At 41.3% G+C, this 12,734-nt stretch carries 13 protein-coding genes; 5 read left to right on the top strand and 8 right to left on the bottom strand.

Translation table 11 applies throughout. From position 1 onward, the window contains the following. Positions 1 to 291 precede the first annotated feature (291 nt). Positions 292 to 1,785, top strand: a complete 1,494-nt coding sequence (gene galT, locus CD03_RS0127500) for a UDP-glucose--hexose-1-phosphate uridylyltransferase (protein ID WP_027296373.1) — start codon at positions 292 to 294, stop codon at positions 1,783 to 1,785. Continuing rightward, entirely contained in the window at positions 1,785 to 2,516 is a 732-nt protein-coding gene (gene ymfI / locus CD03_RS0127495) for an elongation factor P 5-aminopentanone reductase (RefSeq protein WP_027296372.1), read from the top strand. Before galT ends, ymfI begins: the two co-directional genes overlap by 1 nt. A 196-nt stretch (positions 2,517 to 2,712) precedes the next feature. Here ymfI and CD03_RS0127490 read toward each other — a convergent pair whose 3' ends face one another. The 3 genes from CD03_RS0127490 to CD03_RS0127480 all read right to left on the bottom strand — a co-directional run bounded on the left by CD03_RS0127490 (position 2,713) and on the right by CD03_RS0127480 (position 7,071). Continuing rightward, positions 2,713 to 3,528: a MerR family transcriptional regulator gene (locus tag CD03_RS0127490; protein WP_027296371.1), complete on the bottom strand. Its 816-nt coding sequence runs from the start codon at positions 3,526 to 3,528 to the stop codon at positions 2,713 to 2,715. A 235-nt stretch (positions 3,529 to 3,763) separates the two neighbouring features. Beyond that, complete coding sequence (locus CD03_RS35050) at positions 3,764 to 4,726, bottom strand: C39 family peptidase (protein WP_081820393.1); 963 nt, start codon at positions 4,724 to 4,726, stop codon at positions 3,764 to 3,766. A gap of 83 nt (positions 4,727 to 4,809) precedes the next feature. Further along, entirely contained in the window at positions 4,810 to 7,071 is a 2,262-nt protein-coding gene (locus tag CD03_RS0127480; RefSeq protein ID WP_027296370.1) for a glycogen/starch/alpha-glucan phosphorylase, read from the bottom strand. 154 nt (positions 7,072 to 7,225) lie between these two features. On the opposite strand from CD03_RS0127480, the gene CD03_RS0127475 reads away from it, so the two are divergent. Next, the gene (locus tag CD03_RS0127475) at positions 7,226 to 8,221 is read left to right on the top strand and encodes a LacI family DNA-binding transcriptional regulator (RefSeq protein WP_027296369.1); all 996 of its coding nucleotides are present in this window, start codon (positions 7,226 to 7,228) and stop codon (positions 8,219 to 8,221) included. A gap of 3 nt (positions 8,222 to 8,224) precedes the next feature. Here CD03_RS0127475 and thiD read toward each other — a convergent pair whose 3' ends face one another. From thiD to thiE, 4 genes are read right to left on the bottom strand one after another with little or no spacing between them, the layout of a single operon-like run. Continuing rightward, positions 8,225 to 9,004, bottom strand: a complete 780-nt coding sequence (gene thiD, locus CD03_RS0127470; RefSeq protein WP_027296368.1) for a bifunctional hydroxymethylpyrimidine kinase/phosphomethylpyrimidine kinase — start codon at positions 9,002 to 9,004, stop codon at positions 8,225 to 8,227. Next, positions 9,001 to 9,243 carry a DUF6783 domain-containing protein gene (locus tag CD03_RS39665; protein WP_334291704.1) on the bottom strand — a complete coding sequence of 81 codons (243 nt, stop codon included), beginning with the start codon at positions 9,241 to 9,243 and terminating at the stop codon, positions 9,001 to 9,003. The genes thiD and CD03_RS39665 overlap by 4 nt, the downstream gene beginning before the upstream one ends. Before the next feature lie 18 nt (positions 9,244 to 9,261). Then, positions 9,262 to 9,918 (bottom strand): HAD family hydrolase, encoded by a 657-nt coding sequence (locus CD03_RS0127460; RefSeq protein ID WP_027296367.1) that lies wholly within the window; start codon positions 9,916 to 9,918, stop codon positions 9,262 to 9,264. Next, a complete protein-coding gene (thiE, locus tag CD03_RS0127455) occupies positions 9,906 to 10,550 on the bottom strand; it encodes a thiamine phosphate synthase (RefSeq protein WP_027296366.1) in 645 nt (214 codons plus the stop codon). The genes CD03_RS0127460 and thiE overlap by 13 nt, the downstream gene beginning before the upstream one ends. A 352-nt stretch (positions 10,551 to 10,902) precedes the next feature. Here thiE and CD03_RS39065 point away from each other — a divergent pair, with 352 nt between their 5' ends. Together CD03_RS39065 and CD03_RS40210 are read left to right on the top strand one after the other, a co-directional pair. After that, positions 10,903 to 11,025, top strand: a complete 123-nt coding sequence (locus CD03_RS39065) for a hypothetical protein (RefSeq protein ID WP_255348096.1) — start codon at positions 10,903 to 10,905, stop codon at positions 11,023 to 11,025. Positions 11,026 to 11,376: 351 nt separating this feature from the next. After that, positions 11,377 to 11,595 (top strand): DUF6783 domain-containing protein, encoded by a 219-nt coding sequence (locus CD03_RS40210; protein ID WP_442969730.1) that lies wholly within the window; start codon positions 11,377 to 11,379, stop codon positions 11,593 to 11,595. On the opposite strand, the gene CD03_RS0127440 is transcribed toward CD03_RS40210, so the two are convergent. Further along, on the bottom strand, positions 11,582 to 12,574 hold the full coding sequence (locus CD03_RS0127440; RefSeq protein ID WP_027296364.1) for a hypothetical protein: 993 nt from the start codon (positions 12,572 to 12,574) through the stop codon (positions 11,582 to 11,584). The two genes, CD03_RS40210 and CD03_RS0127440, sit on opposite strands and share 14 nt — an antisense overlap. Positions 12,575 to 12,734 lie beyond the last annotated feature (160 nt).

Below are 12,734 nucleotides of genomic sequence, written 5' to 3'. Positions count from 1 at the left end.
TCACCTACTACCTTAAATCCGATTTAGCAAATTGCATAATCCTGCATCGTAAAACAATGATAACAGACTTTACTTTTAATTTCAAGCAATACCTATTTTGTTAACATGTAATTAATGAATGTGTAATTTTTTTCTCCAGACTCTAAACAATTTCCTATTTCAAATCATAAAATTTTATGTTAATATTTATATATTGTATTTTCGCCTGTCTGCCCTTTTACAGGTGTGATATATACTTATTTTACCTGCCTATAGAATTTATTCTAAATAATAATAAGCGGAGGAAAGAAAATGATCTACAATGACATTAAGAAACTGGTTACCTATGGACTTCAGACGGGACTGATCGAGGAGACAGACCGCATCTACACTACCAATGCCCTATTGGAGTTGCTGGAGATGGAAGAATATGATGAACCACAGGAAGATTACACTGATATTAACTTGGAAGAAGTGCTTTCTAACATCATGGATTATGCTTACGAACATGGTATTATGAAAGAAAACAGCGTTGTATACCGTGATTTATTTGATACAAAAATTATGGGACGTCTGGTTCCGAGACCCTCGGAAGTTGTAAAGAAGTTCCTGGATCTGTATGCAAAAGATCCCAAAGCTGCAACCGATTATTTCTATAAATTAAGTCAGGATACTGATTACATCCGCAGATACCGCATTAAAAAGGATATGAAATGGGAAACCCCTACTCCTTACGGAGATCTGGATATTACAATCAACCTTTCCAAACCGGAAAAAGATCCTAAGGCTATTGCTGCCGCAAAACTTGCAAAACAGAGCGGATACCCAAAATGTCTTCTCTGTCCTGAAAACGTGGGCTATGCCGGAAGAGTGAATCATCCTGCAAGACAGAACCACCGCATTATACCTGTTACTATTAATAACAGCCAGTGGGGATTCCAGTACTCTCCTTACGTTTATTACAATGAGCACTGCATCGTATTCAATACCAAACATATCCCTATGAAAATTGAACGGGATACCTTTGGAAAACTTTTGGATTTTGTTAAACAGTTCCCGCACTATTTTGTAGGATCCAATGCAGATCTTCCGATTGTTGGCGGATCTATTTTGAGCCATGACCATTTCCAGGGCGGCAACTATGAATTCGCCATGGCTAAGGCTCCCATTGAATCCTCATTCAGCATAAAAGGATTTGAAGATGTCTCAGCAGGAATCGTAAAATGGCCTATGTCTGTAATACGTATCAGCTGTACCGATGCCGGCCGTATTATTGATCTGGCTGACCACATTTTAAATGCCTGGAGAGGATATACGGACGAAGCGTCTTTCATCTTCGCAAATACAGAAGGGGAACCTCATAATACCATTACCCCAATAGCCCGTAAACGCGGTGATGCATATGAATTAGATCTGGTTCTGAGAAACAACATTACTACAGAGGAACATCCTTTGGGTGTATATCATCCTCATACAGAACTTCATCATATTAAAAAAGAAAACATCGGACTGATCGAGGTTATGGGACTTGCCGTTCTTCCGGCACGTTTGAAATCAGAAATGGAACAGCTTGCAGATTATATTACTGCCGGTAAAGATATCCGTTCCAGCGAGGATCTTGAAAAACATGCAGATTGGGCAGAAGCATTTTCTGCAAAATATGAAAAAATCGATGAAAGTAATGTCAAACAAATCCTGAACGATGAAATCGGTCTGGTATTTATGAAAGTTCTGGAGCATGCCGGAGTCTACAAATGTACAGCAGAAGGCCGGGAAGGCTTTATGCGCTTTATAGGTACTCTGTAATGCCAAGAACCGCACTAATCACCGGGGCTTCCAGGGGCATCGGACGCGCCATTGCCGTAAAACTTGCCAGCGAAGGATATCAGGTTATTATTACCTGTTTGAAGAATGACCGTCTTTTAGAAGAAACCCGGAATATCATTGAACAAACATACGGTGTGACCTGTTTCCCCTTTGTGGGAGACATGGGCGACGCAGAAACTGTAGGAAACCTTTTTTGTGAGATTACTTCCCGTTTTCAAACGCTGGATGTAGTTGTGAATAACGCAGGCATCTCCTATGTAGGACTTTTTACCGATCTTTCTCCTGCAGAGTGGAACCGCATTTTGCAGACAAATCTGTCTTCTGCCGTTTACTGCAGCCAAAAAGCAATTCCTCTGATGCTTTCAAACAAGAGAGGTAAGATCATTAATATTTCTTCCGTTTGGGGATGTGTTGGTGCTTCCTGTGAAGCTGCATACTCTGCAGTAAAGGGCGGGCTGAACTCTCTTACGATGGCGCTGGCAAAAGAACTTGCACCCAGTAATATCCAGGTGAATGCCATTGCCTGCGGAGCAATTGATACGGAAATGAATCAATTTTTAAGCCAGGAAGAGCGTGCCGCCCTGATTGAAGAGATACCTGCGGATCGTTTTGGAAAACCGGAAGAAGTTGCCGATCTGGTGTACGATCTCTGCCGGAGCCATTCCTACCTCACCGGTCAGGTCATTAAGTTTGACGGGGGCTGGATTTAGACCAATCGTTAATCCTAAAGAACAACTGTTTGAAGCGTAACGATTCGAGGAGTGCCAAAACCGGCACTCCTCTTCTTTAACTTATTTTAAGGTATATGTTTTCGTACTGGAATATTTACCATAGTAAATTTTAGATTCAACTTTACGATATGCCTGTACAGCAGGAAATGTACAGGCATATTGTTTGATACTATTATTATATTTTTTCTAATGGTATTTGTATTTCTGTGAGGAAATTATCACTGTTTTTCTCATTCCATGGTCCGCGATGGACAATCTGTCTGCTTTGTCCCAGCATTTTATACTGGCTGTGTTCTTCCAGCCAGCCTGCAAAGGAAAGAAATACACCAGAAATATTTTCAAAAGACCCGTAGACCATAGTGCTTGCCATGATTGGTACGGGTTCTATATTCCGAAATGTAAAGCCATCTTTATCCTTATCCATCCGTGAGACAGGTGCACATATTTCAATATCCACATTTTTTTCTCTGTAATCGCTATCATGATAAATAGCAAACGTATTGCTAGAAACCGAAATCTTATTCACCGCTGCAAAAGCGGTCATTTCTTTCCACAACTGACCTTCCGAATAATAGGAAGGAACAACCCGTCTTAAAGAAAGCACCTGAGCGCCAGGAACGGATTTTATGGAAACATTATAATGTATCTCTATTTTTTCCTGACGTATATCTTTTTTTGCCTGCTCTATTTTGGATAACTTATCCTGTTCAGCTTTAATTGTGCGTTCAATTTCCTGACGTTTGTTGTCAAGCTGGTTTACAATAAAGTTATCATCCCACTGGCTGAGTGCAGCTGCAATGTCCGAAACATGAAATCCTAAATCCCGCAAAAATACGATTTTGTTCAAAGCAGAGATCTGATCAGCAGAATAGAATCTGTAATTAGTAAAATGGTCGGTTCCCGCTGGTTTTAACAAGCCTGTCTCGTCGTAATACCTTAACATTCGGATTGATACCTGCGTTAGCTTTGAAAACTCGCCTATTTTAAACATTTATATGCCTCCTGTGCTTACTCTGTCTGCCCAATCTTCTGATTGCTGATGCGGTACTGCTCTAATTTTTCCGTCACCTCATCTTCCCCCTGTCCCAGGATCAGATCCGGTATTAATTGATACCAGCATCTGACTCCATTTTATCATGTATAACAGCATGTAACAATATAAAAAGGACTACAGAATATAAAAAGCCAGGCTTCTTACATTCCATAGTCCTCAATTACCAATTTCTTTATTTAATCACTACTGCCATCTTGTCCATCTGTTTGAAATGTCTTTCAAAGGAATCGAAATCATACGTCTCTACTTCCCGTAACGGATCACATACAGTGACGGTCTCATTATTTAAGTCAAATCCGCTTAATACCATACAGTGTTCATTGCCAGGCCAGCGCAGCAGCTTGCCGTCAATTTCCCATTCGTCTGTATATTCAATATCTACATCGATATTCATAGAGCCCCAGATAATAACCGGATTTCCAGATCGGATCTCATCAAATAAATCTTCCAGTTCTGTGCCGCTGACATCATACGCACGCTTTGCGCTGTTCTGTTCTGTCAGATACTTATTAGCTGTTCTGACAATTACCGGTGCAAAGCATCCATAAGAATCTTCTTCTCTTGGATTTCCAAGAAATGCATCTTCATAACTATTTACACCCGGTCTTCCCTTGGTGAGATAGTTGTCCGCAAGATCTTCTTTATCAATATCATAGCCTTCATAATTAAGTGCCATAGTCAGTGATGTAATCTCACAGCCTGTGGGCAGTTCCGGAAGCTGACTTATCGGTTCTACATAAAGCATTTCCGAATCTGTCTTAGCTGCTGATACAGCGGAATCATCGTTAACGTCTGTCTCGGTTTCGCTTTCTGATTCCATCATCTTTTCTGTAGCAACCGTATTATAATTATTAGAAACCTGTGCGGTTCCCGCTGTCTTCTGTTCATTCACCGGAGAAGTAATATTCTTATCCTGATTTGTTCCTGCCTGGAGACTGCTTTGTTTTTCTGCTCCTGCATTTGTTTCTTTTGTTCCTAATGTGACATTTTCCTGATATGTTCCCTGATTCTCACTCTCTCCTGTCCCACGAGCGTATATCATCACCAGGCAGCCACTGAACAGCAAAACTTCTGCTCCTATGACAAGTGCAATCTTAGTAAGCCTTTTGGTAAATTTATTTTTCTTCTTCATCATAATTTCTATAATACCACAATTTTCTAAAATGTGGTATCTATTTTTGTAAAAAAAGTATGAACTTTTGTGATGTCCAAACTATTTTACAATTTCCAGATCTCCTCATTATATTGCCTGATCGTCCTGTCAGATGAAAAATAGCCTGCTTCGCTGATATTTACCAGCATCTTTTTAGCCCATGCCATTCTATCTTCATAATCCGTAAACGCTTTATCTTTTGTCTCAATATAATCATTGATATCCAGAAGTGTCATAAACCAGTCTTTATGAATCAATTCCTGATGAAGTCTGCTTAAGTTTTCTTCACAGCCAATCTTTATCATCTCTTTGCTCACAATAAAATCCACCATTTCTCTAATGGCTGCATCGGTATCATAGAGATCTTTTGATACATAATCGGCATTCTCGTAGTGGGCAATGACTTCTTCACTTGATTTTCCAAAAATATAAATATTGTCATCACCAACCAGCTGGTGAATTTCCACATTAGCCCCATCTTCAGTACCAAGGGTTACGGCTCCATTTAACATGAATTTCATATTTCCGGTTCCGCTGGCTTCCTTGGACGCCAGTGATATCTGTTCAGATACATCGCAGGCCGGAATCAGTTTAGACGCTTTGGTTACATTATAGTTTTCCACCATTACCACGTTTAAGTATGGTCGAACACTGGCATCCCTGGAAATCATTTCCTGAAGGCATAAAATAAGATGAATAATATCTTTTGCTATCACATATGCCGGAGCAGCTTTTGCACCAAAGATCATGGTAATCGGTCTCTTTGGAAGTTTTCCTCCCTTTATTTCCAGATATTTGTGAATGATATAAAGTGCATTCATCTGCTGTCTTTTATACTCGTGCAGACGTTTGATCTGAATATCATAGATGGAATTTTCATCAATTTCTATCCCCTGAGTTTCTTTCAGATACTCCTTTAATGCTGCTTTGTCTTTGTTTTTAATCTCCAGAAGGCTTTTTAAAACTTTTTCATCTTCTGCAAATTTGCGTAATTCTTTCAGACAGTCCGCATCCTCTTTAAAGCCTTCTCCGATAAGTCCGCTAATCAGTTCTGTCAATTCCGGATTACAATGCATCAGCCAGCGGCGGAATGTAATTCCATTTGTCTTATTATTAAATTTTTCAGGATAAATATCATAAAAATGCTTCAATTCAGATTCTTTTAAAATCTGTGTATGAAGAGCCGCAACCCCATTTACGCTGAAACCATAATGAATATCCATATGTGCCATGTGTATGCGGTTGTCTTTGTCAATAATTGCTACTTTTTCATCCGTATATTTTTCTTTGATTCTTCTGTCCAGTTCATCTATAATCGGAAGCAGATGTGGTACGGCTTTTTCCAGATAGTATCTTGGCCATTTTTCCAGAGCCTCAGCCAGAATCGTATGGTTGGTATATGCACACGTTTTGCTGACAATGCAGATGGCTTCATCCATTGAGATCCCTTCTTTTATTAACAGGCGGATCAATTCCGGAATTACCATAGAAGGATGGGTATCATTTATCTGAACCACTGCGTGTTTGTATAAATCATGAAGGCTGTAGCCATTATCCCTGCATTCCCGGATAATCAGCTGTGCTGCATTACTGACCATAAAATACTGCTGGTAAATACGAAGCAGCTGTCCCTTTTCATCACTGTCATCCGGATACAGAAACAACGTCAGATTGTGAAGGATATCATTTTTATCAAAATGAATCCCCTCTTCTACAATGGATTCATCCACTATGTCGATATCAAATAAATGCAGTTTATTAGCGTGGTTATGATATCCGGTTACGTCAATATCATAAAGGCTGGAAATCAGCTTAAATCCTTTGAACGGAACTTCAAAATGCGTATCTGTCTTTGTCAGCCAGCTTTGCTCTGTAATCCAGGGATTTGTCAATTCTTTTTGCTTATTATTTTCAAAAATCTGGCGGAACAGTCCATAATGGTAATTCAGTCCGATTCCATCGCCATTTAAGCCAAGGGTTGCAATCGAGTCTAAAAAGCAGGCAGCCAGTCTGCCCAGTCCGCCATTTCCAAGGGAAGGTTCCAGTTCTGCTTCTTCTATCTGTGTCAGATCTTTTTTATTTTTGCAAAGAATCTCTTTTACCTGGTCATACAAACCCAGATTAATCAGGTTATTGGATAAAAGCTTTCCAATTAAAAATTCTGCTGATATATAATACAGTTTCTTTTCCCCACTGTTTTTACCTGATTTTTTTATGTGATTCTTCGTAAGTTGTAAGAGTCCAAGATAAATTTCTTCATCAGAGCATTCTGCAATTGTCTTTTGAAATTTTTCTTCCAGGTATCCGTTTAATTCTTTTTCTAACATTCTATTACCTCCTGATTCATAAATGGCTCTCGTAATTTTCATATCAGTTTTTCGAAACTTTTCGAAACTTTTCATTGCCATATTATCATTTTTATGGTATATTGTCAATATAATTTTCGAACTGCCAGAAAGTTCGTTACTCGGAGGAAATCTTATGGCGACAATTAAAGATATAGCAAAAAAATTAGGCATCTCACCCGCCACCGTTTCCAAAGGCCTGAACGGTGCAAGCGACATTAGTGAAAAAATGCGTCAGTCCGTACTGGACGCCGCGGTGGAACTGGGATATAAACCAAAATCCCTGCAGGGCAAAGTAATGCGCAAAATCTGCATTATGGTTGAAGATATGAACTATGATAATGTAGACCAGTTTGGTTATGAAATTATCTCCGGCTTTGAACAGGCTGCAGTCCGCAACGACTATGAGGTTACGATTGTTCCCACCAACCTTTCTATGCAGACCCGTGAGAAATATGATACCTTTATGTTAAAAAATGGCTATTCAGGAGCATTTCTTCTTGGTTTCCGCCTTCACGATGACTATTTAAAACAGCTGAACCATACCAAAGTTCCTACGGCGCTTTTAGATAATTACATTGAAGACAATCCCTGGGTCGGATATGTAGGTACCGATAATTTTGAAGGCATGAAAGGTGTGGTTAACCATCTCGCCGCAAAAGGGCACAAACGGATCGCCATGCTCTGCGGTAACCAGGATTCTATGATTACGGAACGCCGTCTGAATGCGTACAAACATTTTCTGTGGGTAAATAAAATAGATCTTGATTTAGACCTGATTGCTTATGGTGATTACCATGTAGACTGCGCTCCCTTATATGTACCTCATTTTCTGGAAAAAGGAGCAACTGCGATTATCTGCGCCAGCGATTTTATTGCATCCGGCGTAATTAAACAACTTTATAATATGGGGAAAAAGGTTCCCGAGGACATCAGTGTTACCGGATATGATGACCTTCCCCTAGCCAGATATCTGACCCCGGCATTGACTACGGTCCGCCAAAACCGGGTAGATCTTGGTAAAAGTGCATTTATTCTTGTGGATAGCCTGATCAAAGGTGTTCCCATCAGCCGGATTGAAATGCGCCCTGCCTTCGTTGAACGTGATTCCACTTGCTATATCATGCATTAATTATTAAATACGGTAACAGTGGTTCAAAGGTCCTGCGCCCTGTCCCAAATCCAGATTTGCCCGGATAGCACCGGATAGATACTCCTTCGCGCGCCTCAGGCTGCCTTCCATATTATATCCTTTTGCCAGCTGGCAGGCAATTGCAGATGACAGAGTACAGCCAGTTCCATGGGTGTTCGGATTATCCATATGCTTTTCGTAAAACCAGGTTGCTTTTCCATTTTCATACAAAAGGTCATTGGCAGTCTCTTTTTGATGCCCGCCCTTAATCAGCACGGCACCATCATAGAAACCGGAGATCACCCTGGCTGCTGTCTCCATATCGCCTGGACTTTCTATTTTCATCTGACTCATCTCTTCTGCTTCCGGTATATTCGGTGTAACGAGAGCAGCCAGCGGCAATAATTTTTTCATGAACGCATCTCTTGCCTCTTTTTCTAATAACGTTCTGCCGCTGGTTGAGACCATAACCGGATCCAGAACAATACGAAATGCTCCATATTCCGCAAGTTTTCCTGCTGCAGACTGAATCAGTCCGGCATCCGGAATCATTCCGATTTTAACCGCATCCGGAAAAATATCCCGGAATATGCAGTCCAGCTGCTGTTCCAAAAATTGGGGTGTACATTTTTCTATTCCAAATACCCCCATCGTATTTTGTGCCGTCAACGCTGTAACAGCGCTCATGGCATACATTCCATGTACTGTGATTGTTTTAATATCTGCCTGTATCCCCGCTCCGCCACTGCAGTCCGAACCTGCTATTGTAAGTATTTTCTTCATTTTGTTGTCCTCTGTCCATTATATATTTTCATTGCTGCACTGCCCACTTCCAGATTTCCTGTCTCCTTGGGAAACCCGGGTTCATATTCTCCAGAGCGTGTCTGATAATTGCTTTCTGACAGCTGCGCGTCACAGTTTGTGGGAGATTTGTCCCGGATGAAGGGCACATAGCGGGCTACGTAACCTGAATTCGGGGCAAATATGACACAAAATGGGGCGTGCAGATGGCGGGAATGAATTCTAAGACACGCTCCAGGTCATCCTGAAATAAATTCTCCCATAGATACTGCTGAAATATCTGCCAGCCCTGTAATCTCTTCCCAATCCTTTTTGGAACTTTCATCATAGAGAGCCGCCACCGGAAATCCCGCCTGTTTTGCAGTCTTAACTGCATGAAGAACGTCTTCAAAAACAAACGTCTTTTCCTTACTCGTTCCCAGTTCTGAGAGCGCCGCTTCATAGATATCAGGCCGTTCTTTCCCCGCCCCTACTTTTCTGCAGGTAAATATTTCCTTAAAATATTTCAGAAGATCTAATCGTTTCAGACAAGTTTTCACCAACGGCTCATCCGTCGCCGTTGCTACACACATGGGAACCCCCTTTTTTCTCAAGCTCTCCAAAAACTCTTTTACAAATGGCTTCCCCTGAATTTTCCCCTGATAATTCTCCTGCACCATTAGATTCACTTCATCCATCATTGTCTTAATATCTTCCTGGAACTGATATTGCTCCTTTATATATCGGGCTGATTCCTCAAAGCTCATATCTTTTATAACTTCATCCAGATCCGGAGCAGGTACTTTCCCTTTCTTTTTCACATAAATACTGCCCATATTTTCCCACATGGCCATGGAATCCAGTAGTGTTCCATCCATATCAAAAATAGCTCCTTCGATTTCTCCTAATCTGCCCATAGATTTTCTTCCACCTCTTTTTTCAGACTTTTCACCGCCCCGGTAATGTCCTCGCTTGCAAATATCGCTGATACCACAGCGACTCCGGCAGCTTTACAGTTCCGAAGTTCCTTGATCTTCTCTTTTGTAATGCCGCCGATCACCACAACCGGAATCGGCACTGCTTCACAGATCTCCCGGATTGTCTCTTTTGTAATCACTTCCGTATCGTCTTTGGTAGATGTGGGAAATGCAGCCCCTACTCCAAGATAATCCGCGCCCTGCTCCCATGCGCTTTTCGCCTGTTCTAATGTTCTGGCGGTGACCCCAAGTATTTTATCTTCTCCTAGAAGTTCTCTTGCTCTTTTGGGCGGCATGTCTTTTTGTCCGATATGTACACCGTCTGCACCGCAGGCAATTGCCATTTCAACATCATCGTCAATTAAAAAAGGCACCTGATGACGCTTTGCAATCTCACCTATGCGCTTCGCTTCTTCCAGAAGTTCGTCCTTTTCCATATGTTTTTCCCTGAGCTGTAAAAAAGTAACCCCGGCAGCCAGCGCTTCCTCTATCTGTTCTTCCAGCGACTGCTCTCCCACCCATTTACGGTCTGTTACTGCATACAGTTTCAGATCTCTTCCACTAACTTTCATAATCGGTATCTCCTTATTTCTTCTTATATTAACCACATGAATCATAGAATCCATGATACATCTGCAAATAATCCTGCAAAATAAAAGAAGTCCTGCAGGAAGATGCAAGACTTGTCCCTGATACTGTTTCCTAAAATCAGGTCACCGGTCGAAGTTCATAACTTCCTCTCAGCCTGTCATACAAGCTCCCTGGATATCGTATCAAGGTTTCATTTGTTACCATATTTAATTAGTTTATCATAGGATTTCGAGAGCGTCAAATTATATCCTAAATTTTTACTTTAGAGCTATAGCGAATAATTTTATCTTAAATTTGGGTTTAGCTGATTAAGACGCTTTGTAGATGTAGGTAGTGTACGGAAAGATGGGTGTGGGAAACTGGCATGGGCTCCGTCAGCTGGCCGCAGAACTGGTATTTTCTAACCTTTCCGAAGCGCTTTTTGGCGGCACGCGGGCATTCGCTCCGAAATCCTGATGCATTTCGCAGCTCACTGCCCGCTTAGTATCCGATGGGAGCCAGTCGAATACTATCCGCCAAAAAACACTTCGAAAAGGTAAGTAAAATACTCAGCTCTGCTCTACGCTTCCTCCGCCCATGCCAGTTTCCCACACCCATCTTTCCGAGATAGCATTCGTTGATACAAAGCTGGTTTTCTCAGCCGGTTGGAACCCCTGGGCTGTTACGGGCTGTTCTTTATTGGATGATGCTCAGTATGTTTGGGCTGTTTGCGTAAAAGAAGATGGAAGTTTGCTCCTTTTTCTGGTTAGAGAATGAAAAACAAATTCCGTTCTCAAGATCAGTTGCTTTACGTCAATCGCGTCCGGCATGCCACAACCCCGGGGGTGCATCATGCTGAGAAAACCAGCTTTGTATCAACGAATGCTATCTCGGAAAGAGAAGGGGGCGGACCAGAGCTTATCTGAAAATTGCTTAACCTGTATTCATGGCAAATATGCCGCAAAGTGGGGTGTGCAGATGGCGGGAATGAATTTTAAGACACACCATGGTGAATTTCAAGGCACTGCATTTATTAGCGCCTCCTGATTAAAAATCCATATACGACAAAATCTTCTCCCCACTTTCCGGTGACTTCATACACATACCCGACTTCTCCTTTTGGGATCATCCATATTTTGTCTCTTCTTGTGGCCAATACCGGCTCACCGGGTTTAGCCTGGTCCTGTCCTCTGTCTTCTGCCTTCCATCTTTGGACAATTATTTCCTCCGGGTCTTTACTGAAAACAAGTTTTAGTTCCTGGGTATCTGCGGAAATTTCGACTTCTTCCAGATTCTCATATTGAATTGCCGGTTTACTATCTGCTTTTTCAACATTTTCCGTTCCATCTTCATTGGTAACCGTCCACTCATAAGCCCTGTAGGAAATATTGGAAGAGGCTTCCATTCCCTCCGCCGGAATGTATTGAATCTGCAGCCCCGGCTTCTCATTTGGATCCGGCTCACAATAAAAATTCTTTGCCTGTTCCAGATTGGCAGCAGCATCTGCCTCACTGCCTTCCTTTACGACCTGCATTTTTATAACCCTGTCGCAAACCATGGGATAAGATTCCATCATACCTCCTGTATAATAGATATCTACAATATTCCCTGTCTTAAGTTCCTCAAAAGAAATCTGTTCACCATTCAGGTTATGGATTTCATTCTCATCTGTCATGACCAGACTAAATAAGGAATTACTTTCTACATCTGCAAAATAATAAGCACTTTCACTAAGCTGCAAATACATGCCTTGTATCTTTGCCGGTTCACGAGGGATCGCCTCCAGGTCATCATCGTCTTCGTCTTCTTTCTCTTCCGGTAAAATCCCCAGCACGGTCTGTGGTTCCTGATCCGGATCACCTTTTCCTGGCTCATATCCCGGCATAATCTGAGCAATCACCCCTATTCTTTCCTTTTTAACCTCTTCCTGCTTTTTTTCACATCCATTCATCCATAATCCGATGCCAATTACCAATACGAATGCCCACACCGCCATACGAACGATCTTCTTACAATTCTTTTTCATTTTTCTTCCCCCTTGTTTGAATTTGTATTTAAAATACAAAACTTTTGTTTTATAAATAAGTGTATAAATTTTCCTCTTCTGTTGCATGGTTTATTAAAAAGATTCACTCGAGCAAAATAAAAACGGATATAGTAAAAAGGTATTGCATTTTATTTAAACG

Source organism: Robinsoniella sp. KNHs210, assembly GCF_000686105.1.
Lineage (GTDB): Bacteria > Bacillota > Clostridia > Lachnospirales > Lachnospiraceae > Robinsoniella > Robinsoniella peoriensis.
The sequence above is the reverse complement of the archived record's forward strand: the minus strand, read 5'-3'. Positions and strand labels throughout refer to the sequence as shown.

Excerpts from the sequence above, each read along its gene's own strand:
- galT (WP_027296373.1), top strand. The coding sequence starts at position 292 with ATGATCTACAATGACATTAAGAAACTGGTTACCTATGGACTTCAGACG.
- ymfI (WP_027296372.1), top strand. The coding sequence starts at position 1,785 with ATGCCAAGAACCGCACTAATCACCGGGGCTTCCAGGGGCATCGGACGC.
- CD03_RS0127490 (WP_027296371.1), bottom strand. The coding sequence starts at position 3,528 with ATGTTTAAAATAGGCGAGTTTTCAAAGCTAACGCAGGTATCAATCCGA.
- CD03_RS35050 (WP_081820393.1), bottom strand. The coding sequence starts at position 4,726 with ATGATGAAGAAGAAAAATAAATTTACCAAAAGGCTTACTAAGATTGCA.
- CD03_RS0127480 (WP_027296370.1), bottom strand. The coding sequence starts at position 7,071 with ATGTTAGAAAAAGAATTAAACGGATACCTGGAAGAAAAATTTCAAAAG.
- CD03_RS0127475 (WP_027296369.1), top strand. The coding sequence starts at position 7,226 with ATGGCGACAATTAAAGATATAGCAAAAAAATTAGGCATCTCACCCGCC.
- thiD (WP_027296368.1), bottom strand. The coding sequence starts at position 9,004 with ATGAAGAAAATACTTACAATAGCAGGTTCGGACTGCAGTGGCGGAGCG.
- CD03_RS0127460 (WP_027296367.1), bottom strand. The coding sequence starts at position 9,918 with ATGGGCAGATTAGGAGAAATCGAAGGAGCTATTTTTGATATGGATGGA.
- thiE (WP_027296366.1), bottom strand. The coding sequence starts at position 10,550 with ATGAAAGTTAGTGGAAGAGATCTGAAACTGTATGCAGTAACAGACCGT.
- CD03_RS40210 (WP_442969730.1), top strand. The coding sequence starts at position 11,377 with ATGCCACAACCCCGGGGGTGCATCATGCTGAGAAAACCAGCTTTGTAT.
- CD03_RS0127440 (WP_027296364.1), bottom strand. The coding sequence starts at position 12,574 with ATGAAAAAGAATTGTAAGAAGATCGTTCGTATGGCGGTGTGGGCATTC.